The 13,810-nt window shown below is 33.1% G+C and carries 14 protein-coding genes and 1 tRNA gene; 12 read left to right on the top strand and 3 right to left on the bottom strand.

Annotated features, from left to right (window positions below; translation table 11 throughout):
- The 3 genes from yidC to X927_RS09010 are packed head-to-tail and all read left to right on the top strand — an operon-like array spanning window position 1 to window position 2,935.
- Window positions 1–1,389, top strand: a complete 1,389-nt coding sequence (gene yidC / locus X927_RS09020; RefSeq protein ID WP_169925218.1) for a membrane protein insertase YidC — start codon at window positions 1–3, stop codon at window positions 1,387–1,389.
- Between the two features lie 8 nt (window positions 1,390–1,397).
- Window positions 1,398–2,048 carry an RNA-binding cell elongation regulator Jag/EloR gene (jag, locus tag X927_RS09015; RefSeq protein ID WP_103077740.1) on the top strand — a complete coding sequence of 217 codons (651 nt, stop codon included), beginning with the start codon at window positions 1,398–1,400 and terminating at the stop codon, window positions 2,046–2,048.
- Between the two features lie 59 nt (window positions 2,049–2,107).
- Window positions 2,108–2,935, top strand: a complete 828-nt coding sequence (locus tag X927_RS09010; protein ID WP_103077739.1) for a hypothetical protein — start codon at window positions 2,108–2,110, stop codon at window positions 2,933–2,935.
- A gap of 107 nt (window positions 2,936–3,042) precedes the next feature.
- Here the strand turns inward: X927_RS09010 and X927_RS09005 are convergent.
- Both X927_RS09005 and X927_RS09000 read right to left on the bottom strand, forming a co-directional pair.
- Window positions 3,043–3,117: transfer RNA gene (locus X927_RS09005), tRNA-Glu, on the bottom strand.
- 88 nt (window positions 3,118–3,205) lie between these two features.
- Entirely contained in the window at window positions 3,206–4,483 is a 1,278-nt protein-coding gene (locus X927_RS09000; protein ID WP_103077738.1) for a sigma-70 family RNA polymerase sigma factor, read from the bottom strand.
- A 342-nt stretch (window positions 4,484–4,825) separates the two neighbouring features.
- Here X927_RS09000 and rsxC point away from each other — a divergent pair, with 342 nt between their 5' ends.
- From rsxC to rsxA, 5 genes are read left to right on the top strand one after another with little or no spacing between them, the layout of a single operon-like run.
- Window positions 4,826–6,148, top strand: a complete 1,323-nt coding sequence (gene rsxC / locus X927_RS08995) for an electron transport complex subunit RsxC (RefSeq protein ID WP_103077737.1) — start codon at window positions 4,826–4,828, stop codon at window positions 6,146–6,148.
- A gap of 1 nt (window position 6,149) precedes the next feature.
- Entirely contained in the window at window positions 6,150–7,130 is a 981-nt protein-coding gene (locus X927_RS08990; RefSeq protein WP_103077736.1) for an RnfABCDGE type electron transport complex subunit D, read from the top strand.
- Window positions 7,123–7,821, top strand: a complete 699-nt coding sequence (locus X927_RS08985) for an RnfABCDGE type electron transport complex subunit G (RefSeq protein WP_103077735.1) — start codon at window positions 7,123–7,125, stop codon at window positions 7,819–7,821. Before X927_RS08990 ends, X927_RS08985 begins: the two co-directional genes overlap by 8 nt.
- Window positions 7,822–7,825: 4 nt before the next feature.
- On the top strand, window positions 7,826–8,446 hold the full coding sequence (gene rsxE, locus X927_RS08980; RefSeq protein WP_103077734.1) for an electron transport complex subunit RsxE: 621 nt from the start codon (window positions 7,826–7,828) through the stop codon (window positions 8,444–8,446).
- Complete coding sequence (gene rsxA / locus X927_RS08975; RefSeq protein ID WP_103077733.1) at window positions 8,443–9,018, top strand: electron transport complex subunit RsxA; 576 nt, start codon at window positions 8,443–8,445, stop codon at window positions 9,016–9,018. Before rsxE ends, rsxA begins: the two co-directional genes overlap by 4 nt.
- A 22-nt stretch (window positions 9,019–9,040) precedes the next feature.
- Here the strand turns inward: rsxA and X927_RS08970 are convergent, their stop codons facing one another.
- The gene (locus X927_RS08970) at window positions 9,041–11,083 is read right to left on the bottom strand and encodes a metallophosphoesterase family protein (RefSeq protein ID WP_103077732.1); all 2,043 of its coding nucleotides are present in this window, start codon (window positions 11,081–11,083) and stop codon (window positions 9,041–9,043) included.
- 136 nt (window positions 11,084–11,219) lie between these two features.
- On the opposite strand from X927_RS08970, the gene frr reads away from it, so the two are divergent.
- From frr to X927_RS08950, 4 genes are read left to right on the top strand one after another with little or no spacing between them, the layout of a single operon-like run.
- Window positions 11,220–11,783, top strand: coding sequence for a ribosome recycling factor (frr, locus tag X927_RS08965; RefSeq protein WP_103077731.1), 564 nt, complete (start codon window positions 11,220–11,222; stop codon window positions 11,781–11,783).
- Window position 11,784: 1 nt separating this feature from the next.
- The gene (gene uppS, locus X927_RS08960; RefSeq protein WP_103077730.1) at window positions 11,785–12,507 is read left to right on the top strand and encodes a polyprenyl diphosphate synthase; all 723 of its coding nucleotides are present in this window, start codon (window positions 11,785–11,787) and stop codon (window positions 12,505–12,507) included.
- On the top strand, window positions 12,504–13,349 hold the full coding sequence (locus X927_RS08955) for a phosphatidate cytidylyltransferase (RefSeq protein WP_103077729.1): 846 nt from the start codon (window positions 12,504–12,506) through the stop codon (window positions 13,347–13,349). Before uppS ends, X927_RS08955 begins: the two co-directional genes overlap by 4 nt.
- A 9-nt stretch (window positions 13,350–13,358) precedes the next feature.
- Window positions 13,359–13,760: a prepilin-type N-terminal cleavage/methylation domain-containing protein gene (locus X927_RS08950; RefSeq protein ID WP_103077728.1), complete on the top strand. Its 402-nt coding sequence runs from the start codon at window positions 13,359–13,361 to the stop codon at window positions 13,758–13,760.
- The last annotated feature ends 50 nt before the right edge of the window (window positions 13,761–13,810 follow it).

The raw sequence follows: 13,810 nt of genomic DNA, 5'->3' as shown, positions 1-13,810 counted from the left end.
TTGAAAAAAGGATTGTTTATTTTGACGTTACTCTTATTTTTGAACTTTATCGCCTTTGCAATACCAGAGATAACGGTATCAGAGAGTTCTTTGAATAACGAAATTAATATCGAAATGAAATTATACAGACTGAAGTTAGATCAAAATGGACATATTTTAAATTTCGAACTCTACAATAGTAGAACGAAAAAATATAATTTAGTTTATGAGTATACAGGAGATAGCTACAATATTTTAGATACTCAAAATATGACAGAAATTTTACCAAGTAACTATAATATAAGATTGGCGGAAGATCAAAGTTATATCGAAGTAAATTACTTTTTCCCCAATGGAGGGCAGAAGACTTATAAGTTTTACAACGATCCTAACTATCATTTTGATGTTCAATTTAAAAACTTGAATGGTTACGTTGTTTTACCTAGCATATCCCTTTCATCTGGAATAAGATATAGTGACAATGTTTTTGTTTCATACATTGATAAATCACTTTTAACAGGTGAGGCTTTAGATTCTACACTAGCCATTTACACCCCGGAAGAGATAGAATTCTCTCAAAACCAATACTTATTCCCATTAGATTATTCGGATCAAAAAATAATCTCATATTTAGGTCCAACCAAGAAAATTTTTATAAAAGAAACGTTTGATGGTTTAGAAGAAGGAAATATTTACTCCACAGTAATAGATTTAATGCAGGATCTAGGAAAGTTTGGACCTTTCACTAATATTTTTTATTGGTTCGTGAACTTTTTCTGGTGGCTATTTAAAGTGACAGGGAATTTTGGTTGGGCTATAATACTTTTTACCCTCATAGTAAATGCAATATTATTCCCTGTATATGGCAGGCAAAAGAAATCCATGATCGAAATGAAACAGTTACAACCAGAGCTTGACAAAATAAGGAAAAAATATAAGAACCCTCAAAAACAACAAGAAGAAATGATGAAATTGTACAAGGAAAAAGGAGTTAACCCTGCCGGAGGTTGTTTGACTTCTTTGATTCCTCTGCCCATTATGATCATATTATGGCAGGTAATTTATTATTTTGAAGGTAGTTATGCATACAACCCCAGATTCCTCTTTTGGACAGATCTTTCTCAAGGCGGTTTCCAAGCCAATTTTTTCTTACTATTAATAGCTATAATTGCTTCTTTAATAAATGCCCTTTTAATGTCGCAAGATGCCAGGAGCGCATGGACGTCGGTCATTATGTCTGTAGTGTTCCCTTTCATTTTAATTGGATTACCAGTCGGGGTATTCATTTATTATTCAATGAATTCTGTAATACAAACCTTGTTGACATTTGTGTACAACAGGATTTACAACGTCAAAGGCATTACGATTAGACAACTCGTTGGTTTGGGTCCAAAGCCTGTCAGGAGGTGAAATGATAATTGCTTAAATTACAAGGTAAGACGAAATTTGAAGGAACTGATTTGGAATCGGTTTTAGAAAAAGCAAAATCAGATTTTAACGCATCATGTATCGATGAGATTTCTTATAAGATTATTCAAGAACCTTCCAAGGGGTTTCTAGGGATAGGTAAAAAACCTCTCATTATCGAAGCTTATCCTAATGAAAAATATCTTATCAATAGAGTAAAAAATTTTTTGAAAAATATTCTTTCTTATTTTGAAGAAGATGTTGATATCAATATAAATTATCACAATAAGAACTTGAAAGTTTTTTTAGAAGGGGAAAACTTGGGTAAAGTAATAGGTAAACAGGGGCGGAACCTTGGAGCCCTACAGCATTTAACAATGATTTATGTCAATAGGATGACAGATACTAAATGTGATGTTAAATTGGATGTGGGGGATTATAGAAGGAATAGGAAAAAAAACCTAGAACTAATAGCCGATAATGCTGCCAAGAAGGCAATAACGACTCATGAAAAGGTAGAATTGGCCCCCATGTTTTCTTTTGAAAGAAAAATAATTCACAAATACATCAATTATAATTATCCAAAATTACACACTGTCTCCATAGGGTTAGAACCGTATAGAAAAGTAGTAATTTACCCATCAAAAAATGGTCACAATTAATAAAAGCATTTACACTGACACTAAACCCAGTATTCAAAACATTGTGGGAGGAAACATAATTGAAAACTGTTTACCAATATCAAGAACAAGTTCTTTCCATAATCAGTAGAGAAAATTTTCCTGATATTGGTGTTTTGGGTGGTATAGAAATTGAACATATTATAAAAAGAATAAAAGATAATATTAAAATAACAACTGAGGTAGCCGGACCAGGAGGAAGGGTTGCCATTTATTTGAATGATTATTTTCATATAAAACCATCGATTTTTGATTTTTTAAGTTCTGATGAATATATTGAATTAATACTTAAAACTTTTCAAACAAAAAAAATCCCTATTATTTGGATCGACAAACCAGGAGGAAATACGAGGAAGGTTAGAAATATAGAAGAAAATACAGAATACGTTGATTATCGTGATGCAAACTTAAAAGTAGAACCTGAATTTATTACCGAATATCTCTACAATATCAAAAATCTTTTTATCGTGTACAACTCCTGGAACAAAAAGATAATTGATTTGACTAAGGTAAAAAGAAGAATATTTGTTGATCTACCTGAATCTTATATAGATAAAATTTATAAATTTTCATGTGATTATCTTTTTTTAAGCTCAAAAAATGGATATAGAGAATTAGCAGAAAAAAGCAATAATTTAAAAGCTGATAATAAGATAATTATAGCAAAAGATGCAATCTCTTTTGACAAAAAGATATATGAAGTGAAAGTTAAAGAAAAAAAGTACTTTGAAGAGGCAGTATCAGCTTTTGAAGCTAATTTTATCAGTAGTATCATAAAAGGTTACACATTGAAATCAGCGGTTGATAGTTCTTTTAATCTTTTCAATCATGTTTTCGAATGTGGAACCATTCCTACAGAAAAACTGTGAGTTAATCCTTTCCTCGAATCAAATAGATTTGCTTTAAATATTAATAAAAATTTATCGGGTAGAAGATTGATAAAATTTTTATCTTTCTCCTACCCGATATTTATTTCTGGCAGCCCCACAGGGAATCGAACCCTGACTCTTGGACTGAGAATCCAATGGACTAACCGTTATCCTATGGGGCCATTAATATCTTTTCATCTTCAAATCCTCAGTAATTATATCAACTATCAATCACCTTGTCAATAGGTTTGAACCTTAAAAAATCCGTTTTTAATATTCCTGCATAATATTTTCTATCATCTTTTTTCTAGCGGGATGTTTTAACTTCCTGATAGATTTGGACTCTATCTGCCTTATTCTTTCTCTTGTTACGTTAAAAAATTCTCCAACTTCTTCAAGCGTTTTTTGTTTCCCATCTATGAAACCATATCTCATTTTTAGTATCATAGCTTCTTTAGGTGAGAGCGTGTCAATGATCATTTCCATTTTTTGTCGAATAATCATCTTTCTTCCCTCTTCATCGGGGGTGGGTGAATCAGAGTCAATAAAATCGAGTACTTCACTTTCTCCTTCTGCATCTACATCGTTAGAAATTGGAGCATTTAAGGAGAATATATTTTTGGCACTAATTAATACCTCTTTCATCTTATCTACCGGCTTGTCCATCAAAACAGAGAGCTCTTCTAAATCAGGCACTTCACCATGTTCTTGAACATATTTATTTATCACCCTATTCATTCTATTTATCGTTTCTACCAAATGAACTGGAATTCTTACAGTCCTTCCTTGATCCGCAATCGCTCTTGTTATAGCCTGGCGTATCCACCAATAAGAATAAGTAGAGAATTTATAACCTTTTTTCCAATCAAATTTAGCGACAGCTTTCATTAAACCAATATTTCCTTCTTGTATGAGATCCAAAAAGCCTAATCCATGGCCAACATACCTTTTTGCAATGCTAATAACTAATCTCAGATTAGCTTTTATAAGCTCCTCCCTGGCTCGTTTGTCCCCCATCTGTGCCTTTCTTGCTAGTTTTCTTTCTCTTGAAGGTGTTAATAATTTGCTCTTACTAATCTCTTTTAAATATATTTTAATCGGATCCTGCAATGAAATATTATCACACATCTCGACTTCAACATCACCAAAATCTTCGAAAATCTCTTCGTATTCTCCAGAATCTTTAAACGCTTCATTGGCCTCTAAATCTTTTTCTTCTTCGTCTTCTTCATAAAAATGATGTATCGAGCTATCTATAACAGAAATATTAGATTTCTTTAATTCATTGTAAACAGTTATTAAAAATCCTAGTGTAAACTCCTCACGCATTTTGCTCGGAATAGATTCATCAATTTCTTCAAAAGTCACTGTTTTCTGATCCTTCGACAGCTTTTTTTTGATTTTTCTTAATATTTCATCAGTGAAGTTGGAAGGATCCTTTTTAATAGTTAAAGATAAAGAATATTTTTTGACTTTTGAGCTTTTATCGACCTGTGAAACATCTGTGCTTTTTGATTCAAAATCTGCACTTTTGTCTTTTTCAATCATAAAAACTCACCTTCTATTAAAAAATTAAAATAAAGAAATTAAGAAACCATATGATAAAATCATAGAGGTACTTTTAAAAATAAGTAGTCTATTTTAGAACAAACAGTTATATCTCTGTTAAATATTATAGCGTGACAATATTAAATAAATATGAAAAAGCAATTAATATACATAAATGTAATAATTTTTTTTGAAAACTTTAGAAGTCGTTGAAATTAAAACATTTTTTCGTGTTATAATAATTGTCGAACCGTTTTAGAACCCTTTAAAAAGCTTTTAGAATATTGTTTAAATTCATATAGGCTTTCAATTCTTAGTTTCTTAAAAAAAGGAGGTTTCTTTGTGCCAATATTAACTTTTAAAGGTGGTGTACATCCGCCCCAGAAAAAGCATTTTACAAAGGACAAGCCTTTTGAAAAACTACCTTTGCCCGATTTTGTATACCTATTCACAACTAACCATCTCGGTGCTCCTGCAAAGCCACTCGTAAAAGAAGGAGACCAAGTGAAAACAGGGCAATTAGTAGCAGAGGCTACAAGTACTATTTCTGCAAACATACATTCTTCTGTTACGGGGGAAGTTATTGGTATAGAATCATTTATAAATGCTTCCACAGGAAGAAAGGATAACGCAATCGTAATAAAGAGAACCTCGGAAGATATTTGGGAATATATAGAACACGATGAGAATTTTAAAAAATTTTCAAAGGAAGAACTAATTAACATTGTTAAAAAAGCCGGTATAGTAGGATTAGGCGGAGCAATGTTCCCATCTCATGTAAAATTAAATATACCTGCAAACAAAAAAGTCGAGTACTTAATAATCAACGGAGCAGAATGTGAACCATACATAACTGTCGATGATATGATAATGAAAACATATACAGAAGAAATCATAAAAGGAATAAAAATAATAGAATATATAGTTAATCCAGAAAAAATTTATGTGGGCATCGAAGAAAACAAACCTGAAGCAATAAAAGCCATGAAAAACTCTTTAAAAAATGAAAATATCGAGGTTGCAATTTTAAAAACAAAATATCCTCAAGGTGCAGAAAAGCAATTAATCAAAGCTATAACGAAAAGGGAAGTTCCTTCAGGAGGATTACCTATTGACGCAGGGGCTTTAGTTTTTAACATTTCCACTACCTATGCAATCTATGACGCAGTAATCAACGGAAAGCCTTTAGTTGAACGCGGAATCACTTTGAGCGGAGGTGTTAAAAAACCTGGTAACTATTGGTTCCGAATTGGAACTAAGGTTTCAGACCTTTTAAATCAAGTAGGACTCGTTGAAGAGGAAAAGATAGACAGAATAATCTATGGTGGCCCAATGATGGGATTGCCTTTACCAAGTATTGATTTACCGACTTTCAAGGGAAACAATGCAATTACCGTTTTAACAAAAGAAGAGATACCCCAAAAGCATGAATATCCATGTATTAGATGCGCTTCTTGTGTTAAAGCATGCCCTATGGGACTTCAACCTTATTATCTAAAAAAACTTGCTGATGCTAGAAAAAACGATATCGCACAAGAAAATGGAATTATGGATTGTATAGAATGTGGTGCTTGTTCGTATATTTGCCCATCAAATATAGAGCTAGTTAAAACATTCAAGACAACAAAAAAGGTTATAAAAGCCATTCAAAAAAGGAGGGTTTGAGTTGAAACTTAGCACTGAAGCGGCACCCCATTTTAGAACTAACAATACTACTAGAAAAATTATGATCGATGTTTTAATATCATTGATACCTGTGGTTATTGCCTCAACGTGGATCTTTGGTTTTAGAGCGCTTTTCATTATGTTATTTTCTATGGTTTTTGCAGAAACTTTGGACTTTTCGATCGTTCGTTTTGTAAGGAAGCAAAAAGACCATATCCCTGATTTTTCCGCTTCTGTTACAGGATTACTCTTAGGTATGAACCTTTCTTTAGCCGTAAACTGGTGGCAAATTATGTTAGGAGTAGTGGTTGCGATAATTTTAGCAAAACAAGTTTTTGGAGGTTTAGGTCAAAACTTTTTTAACCCCGCATTAGTTGGAAGGGCCTTTATGGTGATATCTTTCCCTACAGCTATGACTACCTGGTATGTACCTTTTTATTACCAGAATCCTGATATTGTTACTTCTGCCTCCCCTTTAGGAATAATTTCTGAAGAAGGAATGAACACAGTACTCCAAAATTATACTTACTGGGATATGTTCATCGGCAGAATTCCTGGTTCTATCGGGGAAGTTAGTGCTTTAGCTTTAATTATTGGTTTCATATACTTAGTCATTAAAGGCAGAATAAAATTGATGATCCCTGTATCCTATATAGGAACGGTTTTAATTTTTAGCTCTGTTTTTTATATGGTTGATCCTACCAAATTTGGAACTCCCTTGTTCCATCTTTTAGCAGGTGGCTTAATATTAGGTGCTTTGTTTATGGCAACAGATATGGTTACTTCTCCAATGACCAAAATAGGCCAACTCGTTTTTGGAATGGGAGCTGGTATTTTGACGATGATCATAAGATTCTTTGGTAGTTACCCCGAAGGTGTTTCCTTTTCAATCCTTATCATGAACGCGTTTGTCCCCTTGATAGATGATTGGTTAAAACCCAAAATTTATGGAACAACCAAAGGGGAGATAAAACATGCGTGAATATATAAAAACAGGTTTAATTTTAGCCGCTTTTATGGTTGCTGCCGGATTTTTAGTATCTGTTGTTTACAATTTTGTGAATCCAATGATAGTACAATCAGAATTCAATAATACATTGTCAGCGATAGAAGAAGTCTTAAAAGATGCAAATACGGGTGAATATTTAGTTTCTAATATTCCCACCAACGAAGAACAGTTAGAAAAAAACATATGGAAAGAAGATCCAAATGGGGTTTTATACGTAAGTCAAAAAAACGCAAAAGTCTATTCCCCCGTTTATAAGTTTACTGAAAATAACTCTGAAATTTATGTCATGACAGTTTCGGGAGTAGGATACGGAGGAGATGTAGTTAGCGTTATTTCGTTCGTCAAAAACGATGATGGTAAAATTAATTTGAATAAAATAGAAGTAATTAATTATTCACAAGAAACCCCGGGACTAGGGGCCAGAATTTCTGAAGAATCTGTGAAAAAAAGATTTAGCTTGATCCCAGAATCAGGTTTAAATGTAGGCGTTAAAGTCGATAAAGACGCTGGTGTTAATGTCCCAACTAATTCAATAAATAATTACAAAGAACAAGGTGTGGTAAAAACTAGTGATGTAATGACAGGAGCAACAATTACTCCTAGAGCGGTTGCAGATTCAATTAATGCGGCTGTAGAATTTTTAAAAGAGGAAGGGGTGATGTGAAAATATGGCTGATCTAAAAAACTTTACCAACGGTTTGATAAAAAACAATCCCGTTTTTGTTCAGGTATTGGGAATGTGTCCTACTTTAGCTACAACCACAAGCGCAGAAAATGGTTTAGGTATGGGAATAGCCACTCTATCTGTCTTAACAATGTCAAACATTGTCATTTCTTTGATCAGAAAAATAGTTCCTAAAAAGATAAGAATACCTATTTATATTGTAGTTATAGCCTCTTTTGTAACAATGATAGATCTCATAATGCATGGATTAACATACGAATTATGGCAGACTTTGGGAATATTTATACCTTTGATAGTTGTTAACTGTATCATTATGGGAAGGGCAGAGTCTTTCGCATCGAAAAATGGAGTTGTAGATTCAATACTTGACGCCTTGGGAATCGGTTTAGGTTTTACAGGCGCCCTTGTATTATTGGGATCGGTAAGAGAATTATTGGGTAATGGAACAATCTTTGGTTTTCCTATTTGGGGAGAAGCCATTAATTTATACCTTTTCATACTCCCACCTGGTGCCTTCATAACTTTAGGACTTTTACTTGGAATGTTCAATTCAATAGGTATAAATAGAGAAAACAAAAAGAAGAAGGCAGGTGCTAAAAAATGAATCTTATCCTTCTGTTTATTTCAGCCGCTTTAGTTAACAATATTATTTTAACTAGATTTTTAGGTATTTGCCCTTTTTTAGGAGTTTCTAGAAGCAAGAGTTCCGCTATTGGAATGTCTATCGCTGTAATTTTTGTCATGACGATAGCGGGAGTAATAACTTGGCTCTTAAATCAGATACTAATAATGCTTGGAGTAGAATTTTTGAGAACGATCGTGTTTATTCTTGTAATTGCTGTACTTGTTCAATTTGTTGAGTTCTTTATTAAAAAATCAAGCCCAGCCCTTTACGAAGCCTTGGGAATATACTTGCCCCTTATAACAACTAACTGTGCAATATTGGGGATCGCATTGTTAAACATACAAACTAATTACACCTTTATCGAAAGTGTGGTAAACTCTTTTGCCTCTGGATTGGGGTTTTCGCTAGCATTGATAATATTTTCTTCAATAAGAGAAAAAATGCAACTAAACAACGTTCCGAAACCTTTCCAAGGTACCGCTTTAGCGCTAATAACAGCTGGACTTCTTTCAATGGCTTTTATGGGGTTTTCAGGTTTAGTAAAATTGTGAAAAAGGGAGAATTATCTCCCTTTCACTTTTTGTATATGTATAATTCATCAATTACTTCATCAATTGGAGTATATTGATTTGGGAAAAGAGGATTATCAACTCTTGCCACTGCTTTTACAGTAACCTTGATAGAATCTTCGTAAACATCAAAAATAATGTAATGAAGCTTTCCAAGCACGTGCTTTACATGCCAGGGCAAAGGATCCGCTCCATGATTTGTATTTAGTTTAGCACCCCCTCCACCACTGGTTATAAACATAATTCCATCCTTGAAATATCTCTCGTAGGCATGTATATGCCCGTTTATTACGACATCAACACCGTACTTTTTGAAAATAGGCAACCAATTTTTTGTGTTGAAATGACCTTCTGGAAGGTTTTCTTCCATACTGCCATACTCCGTGGCTGTCGTCCAAAAAGGATGATGAAAAGCCACAAAGATAAACTTTTTATCATTATTGTTTTTAAGATCTTCTTCTAACCACTCCATTTGTTTTTCATACAGATTTGAAGATTCTAAAATATTAGAATCTAAGATAACAAAATGAGAGTTTCCATAATCAAAAGAGTACCATCTTTTGGAATAATCTCCACCACCACTTGGAAGCTCGAATGCCCTATAATACAGTATGCTATTTCTTTCATGGTTACCTAAAACCATGTAATATGGAATTTGAGAACTTAAAGGGTATGCAGATTCAAAAAATTTACTCCAACTCTTTTCTGACGTACCTTCTTCCGTGTGATCTCCAGGTTTAAGAATGAATGCTGTATTTAGATCCGAATTTTCTACAATTCTATTAACAACGTAAGCGTGCCTTTCATCATAGATTTGGGTATCTCCATAAACTATGAATCTAAAGGTATTGATATTTTCATCTAAAGGCTTTGTTTTAAAAGCCTTTTTTTCTGTCTTAACCTCATTTAGAGTATAGGTATCTTCAACATTTATCACATACTCATAGGAAGAATCAGGTTGCAAATCAGAAAGTTCTATATAATGATATTCCAAAGGAAATTCGTTTTGTATTTCTAACACCTTAGCTTCGTTGTCTGAATCGTAAACGTCTACAGTTGATCGAGCAGGGACAGCCATCCTGAAATTAATAGTCACACCATTTTCCTCTTTATTAGTGAGAAAAGGTTTGTAATAAAAATAATTTTCAGAAACTTCAACAAAAAGACCTTCCGACCCCAAAAGAGGAACAGATTCACTCTTCAAATTTCCAAAATCTACCTTAACTTGGAAATTTTCATAATCTTCGCCATAGGGAAGATAAAATTTAGCTTTTCCTTTTTCATCAACGAGCTGAACATCTTGAATGGTTCCCAATTTATCTTCTAGAACAACTCTCATGCCCTCAGCAGACTTTTCATTGCCCAATATTATATTTTTTTCGATAGTTGCATAACCTATACTGAATTTATCGTAATATCTTTTTTCTATTTCGCTAACACTCTCACCAACGGTTATAACTCTTGTAAATTCCAGCAAATCCTGAGGTTCAAGGGTAAAAAATGAGATACTTGTGGTCATCTCATCGTTTGCTATAACCCTCTGAAATGTTTGATCATCAACTGGGAAATAGCCAAAGCTCCCAAAATCTTGCTGAAGAACTAATAAATAGTTATTTAAGATCTTTGACTTGATAAAAAAAGGAAATGTGTCTGAGTAATCTATTATTTCATTCATTTGGACTCTTTTTTTTGTTTCCGTTTTGTTAGTTATCATAGTACTCAATAAGAGGTTTTGATCTTGTAAGGTATATTTATTCACTACTTTGAAGTCATTTTGATCATAAATGAAAGAAATTGAATCTTCTGAAGTTTCTATAACGCTGTTTTGGAATTCTACACTAGAAATTAGAATTTTATGATTTGTGAAAAGACTTTGGTTAGCTTCATTACTTTTAAAAAAGGTGATATATCCATTTTCTTTAGAAATCCCTGTTGTCAAATAGTTGTTAGATGATATATAATTATCCTGATCAGTTGAAATTACATCTACTGAAAAAAAGTGCACAGACAAAATGGCAAAAAGAAATACGATAAAATACTTTTTCACAATAATGCCCCCTTTTCGTGTTTTTCTCACTTTTAATTATATCATATACGAAAAAACCTTCTGTGTGATATAATATTTGCTGAATTACACTTTATCCTTGCAAAAAATTCAAAATTTTTTCTCCGGAGGTGAAGTCATGGCAAAGAAAAGTTCTTATGCGAAAGAAGCAGAAGAAAAAATGAAAAAAACCATTGAACATTTCGAAGATGAATTGAAAAAAGTAAGAACTGGAAGACCTACTACCGCTATTTTTGAGGATATAAAAGTTGATTACTATGGGGTGCCAACTCCTATTAACCAGGTCGCAACCTTAAGTGTTGGAGAAGAAAGAACCGTTGTGATCACTCCATGGGATAAAAAGATGCTGGAACCTATAGAAAAAGCGATAAATGCTTCTAATTTTGGCTTTCACGCTATAAATGATGGTAACGTAGTGAGGGTATCTTTTCCAAATCCCACTATTGAAGAAAGAAGAAAATTAGTAAAAGCGGTAAAAGAAATGCTGGAAGAAACAAAAGTAGCTTTAAGGAACATTAGAAGAGACGATATAAAAAAGATTAAAGAAATAAAGAACGAGGGCTCATTAAGTGAGGATGAAGCAAAAAAAATGGAGGAAGAAATCCAAGAGATTTTGAAAGAAAAAGAAGAAGAAGCAGAAAAAATATTCCAAAAGAAAGAAAAAGAGATTATGGAGTCATAATATGAAACTTTCGAAAGTGCCTACTCACGTGGGTATAATTATGGATGGAAACGGAAGATGGGCAACTAAAAGTGGACATGACAGGAACTATGGACATCAAAAGGGTGCTGAAACTGCCCTAAATGTTATTGAGTGGTCTAAAGAATTTGGAATTAATTATCTTACCTTATACACCTTTTCAGAAGAAAATTGGAAGAGACCACAAAATGAGATAGAATTTTTGTTTGATTTATTCATAAGATACTTTGAAGATAACCTTAAACGAATCATAGAAAACGGGGTAAATGTAAGATTTTTGGGAAGAATCAATAAACTACCAGAAAATCTTATAAAGACTTGTAAAGAAATCGAGGAGATAAGTAAACATAACAAAGATTTCAATTTGATCTTTGCCTTGAATTACAGTGGAAGGCAAGAGATTTTAGATGCAGTAAACAAAATCTTGGAAGAAAAGAAGATAACGGTAACAAAAGAAGATATTGACAACAACCTTTATTTACCGAATGTTCCTTATCCTGATTTAATAATAAGAACCGCAGGTGAACAAAGATTAAGTAACTTTTTACTTTGGCAATCTGCTTATTCGGAGCTGTATTTTACAGAAACTTTATGGCCCGATTTTTCTTATGATGATTATCTCAACGCCCTTTTAGATTATTCTAAAAGAGAAAGACGATTTGGCGGTATAAGCAGTAAGTTTAAAGATATGGAGGAAAACTTTTGAATAAAAAAGAACTCTGGACAAGAGTATTATCAGGGGTAATTATAGGACCCATAGTTGTCTTTTCTTATCTAACATATCCCACTCTTTTAGGATTGGTTACAACTATAGTGATGTTGGCATCCTTTGAACTGATTGAATTATTTACAAGCGATGTCAAAAACGATTTCATCAAGCTTTTGCTAACTTTTATTGTAGGAACATCTAGTCTTATATATGGGTTCTCTTTGGAGGCTGAATATAGAGGAATTTTACCTTTTGAAAGTGAAGGAATATTTTTCTTAGCTTTTGTAGCGTCTGTATTTTCGATCATGCTCTTAGTTAAAGAGATAACTCACACAAAAAGGTTTATAGAATCTTCTGCATTAAGTATTATCTACGTATCTTTTTTCCTTTCAAATTTTTATTTGATTCATTTGAACTATGGAGCAGGGATGGCGATTTTAGCATTAACCACGGTATGGGCTTATGATGCCGGTGCATATTTTTTCGGACTTAGTTTTGGTAAGCATAAACTTTCTCCACATTTTTCACCAAAAAAAAGTTGGGAGGGATTATTAGGTGGCATCTTTTTCGCTTTTGCTTATATACTTATATTTGATACCATTGGGATTTTTTTTGGAAGTATTCAAAAAATAACTTTTTTGCAGACTTTTATCTTTGCGTTAATGGTGGGTTTCTTCGATACCATCGGTGATTTAACAGAATCAATTATTAAAAGATATTATAATGTAAAAGACTCTGGAGAAATTCTACCAGGTCATGGGGGAATGCTCGACAGAATTGATGGTTTGTTGATCGTAACCCCAATGTGGTATTTTCTGTTGAGAATACTGTGGATATAGGGGGAGAAAATGAAAAAGACAAAATTTAACGAAGGTTTCACAGTGGTTGAGGTTCTAATAGTATTGGGGATCATTTCGATTCTCGCAAGCATCGCCATCCCATCGGTTACAGGACTTATCAATCAAGCTAAAGCAACTAAAATAGTAACTGAAATGCAAAATGTTCAAGTCGCTGTAATGAACTATGGTATTTATAATCCAACCTTAAGTGACTTGACATTTGATGTTCTCCTGTCAGATGGCTATTTAACTTCTAAACCGGAAAATATAGTAATAGTAAAAGATTCATCTACCCCCTTAGAAGTCAGAATCGAATACAATGGTGAATCACCTTCCGCAACCGAGCTGAAAAAGATTAACAACAACATACTTATCGATAATGATACTGCTTATTTAGTAGTTAAATATTAAAAGAATAGAAATCAGAAACTTCAGTGAGGGTGGGAAACGGGGCAAAGGGT

Source organism: Petrotoga mexicana DSM 14811 (genome assembly GCF_002895565.1).
GTDB classification, from domain to species: Bacteria; Thermotogota; Thermotogae; order Petrotogales; family Petrotogaceae; genus Petrotoga; species Petrotoga mexicana.
Note: the sequence above shows the minus strand (reverse complement) of the source record. Positions and strands in the feature narration are given on the sequence as shown.

Coding starts and splice junctions, on each gene's coding strand:
- X927_RS09000 (WP_103077738.1), bottom strand. CDS start 4,483: ATGATTGAAAAAGACAAAAGTGCAGATTTTGAATCAAAAAGCACAGAT.
- X927_RS08985 (WP_103077735.1), top strand. CDS start 7,123: ATGCGTGAATATATAAAAACAGGTTTAATTTTAGCCGCTTTTATGGTT.
- rsxE (WP_103077734.1), top strand. CDS start 7,826: ATGGCTGATCTAAAAAACTTTACCAACGGTTTGATAAAAAACAATCCC.
- rsxA (WP_103077733.1), top strand. CDS start 8,443: ATGAATCTTATCCTTCTGTTTATTTCAGCCGCTTTAGTTAACAATATT.
- frr (WP_103077731.1), top strand. CDS start 11,220: ATGGCAAAGAAAAGTTCTTATGCGAAAGAAGCAGAAGAAAAAATGAAA.
- uppS (WP_103077730.1), top strand. CDS start 11,785: ATGAAACTTTCGAAAGTGCCTACTCACGTGGGTATAATTATGGATGGA.
- X927_RS08950 (WP_103077728.1), top strand. CDS start 13,359: ATGAAAAAGACAAAATTTAACGAAGGTTTCACAGTGGTTGAGGTTCTA.